The 1397-nt window shown below is 72.5% G+C and carries 1 protein-coding gene; it reads left to right on the forward strand.

Annotated elements, in window-relative coordinates; translation table 11 throughout:
• Nucleotides 1-1397, forward strand: a 1397-nt coding sequence (locus G3A44_RS23135; protein WP_163460110.1) for an aldehyde dehydrogenase, incomplete at both ends; no start/stop codon positions are given.

Below are 1397 nucleotides of genomic sequence, written 5' to 3' on the forward strand. Positions count from 1 at the left end.
GCCACGCAGGCGGCCGACGGCCGCACCTTCACCCGCGCCAACCCGCTGGACGGCCAGGTGGCCACCCAGGCCCCGGCCGCCAGCGTGGCCGACGCCCAGGCCGCGGTGGACGCCGCTGCCGCCGCCTTCCCCGCCTGGGCGGCGCTGGGCCCGGGCGCCCGCCGCGCCCTGCTGCTCAAGGCCGCCCACGCGCTGGAGGCCCGCGCCGCTGACTTCACCGCCGCCATGGCCGCCGAGACCGGCTCCTCCGGCTTGTGGGCCGGCTTCAACGTGCACCTGGCCGCCGACATGCTGGTGGAAGCGGCTGCGCTGACCACGCAGATTGAGGGCGAGGTGATTCCCTCCAACGTGCCCGGCAGCCTGGCCCTGGCCACGCGCCAGCCCGCGGGCGTGGTGCTGGGCATCGCGCCGTGGAACGCCCCGGTCATCCTGGGCGTGCGGGCGGTGGCCGTGCCCTTGGCCTGCGGCAACACCGTGGTGCTCAAGGGCAGCGAGCTGTGCCCGGCCACCCACGGCCTCATCATCCAGGCGCTGCAAGAGGCTGGCTTGCCCAAGGGCGTGGTGAACTTTGTCACCAACGCCCCGGCAGATGCCGCCGCGGTGGTGGGCGCCATGATTGCCCACCCGGCGGTCAAGCGCGTCAACTTCACCGGCTCCACCCATGTGGGCCGCATCATTGCCCAGCGCTGCGCCGAGCACCTCAAGCCCTCGGTGCTGGAGCTGGGCGGCAAGGCCCCGCTGCTGGTGCTGGACGACGCCGACCTGGACGCCGCGGTCAACGGCGCGGCCTTTGGCGCCTTTGCCAATTCGGGCCAGATCTGCATGTCCACCGAGCGCATCGTGGTGGATGAATCGGTGGCCGACGCCTTTGTGGCCAAGCTGGCGGCCAAGGCCCGCAGCCTGCCGCTGGGGGATCCGCGCCAAGGCCCGGTGGTGCTGGGCTCGGTGGTGGACCTGGCCACGGTGCAGCGCTGCAACGCGCTGATCGACGACGCCTTGGCCCAGGGCGCCACCCTGGTGTGCGGTGGCAAGGCCGACAGCACGCTGATGCCGGCCACGCTGCTGGACCACGTCACGCCGCAGATGCGCATCTACGCCGAGGAGACCTTTGGTCCGGTCAAGTGCATCGTGCGGGTGGCCGGCGAAGAGGCCGCCATCGCCTGCGCCAACGACAACGCCTTTGGCCTGTCCTCGGCCGTGTTCACCGCTGACACCGCCCGTGGCTGGCGCGTGGCGCAGCGCATTGAAGCCGGCATCTGCCACGTCAACGGCCCCACGGTGCATGACGAGGCGCAGATGCCCTTTGGCGGCGTCAAGGGCAGCGGCTGGGGCCGCTTTGGCGGGCGCGCCGGCGTCGAGGCCTTCACCGAGCTGCGCTGGATCACCCTCCAGACCTC

It is taken from the genome of Ideonella livida (genome assembly GCF_010499455.1).
Lineage (GTDB): Bacteria > Pseudomonadota > Gammaproteobacteria > Burkholderiales > Burkholderiaceae_C > Ideonella > Ideonella livida.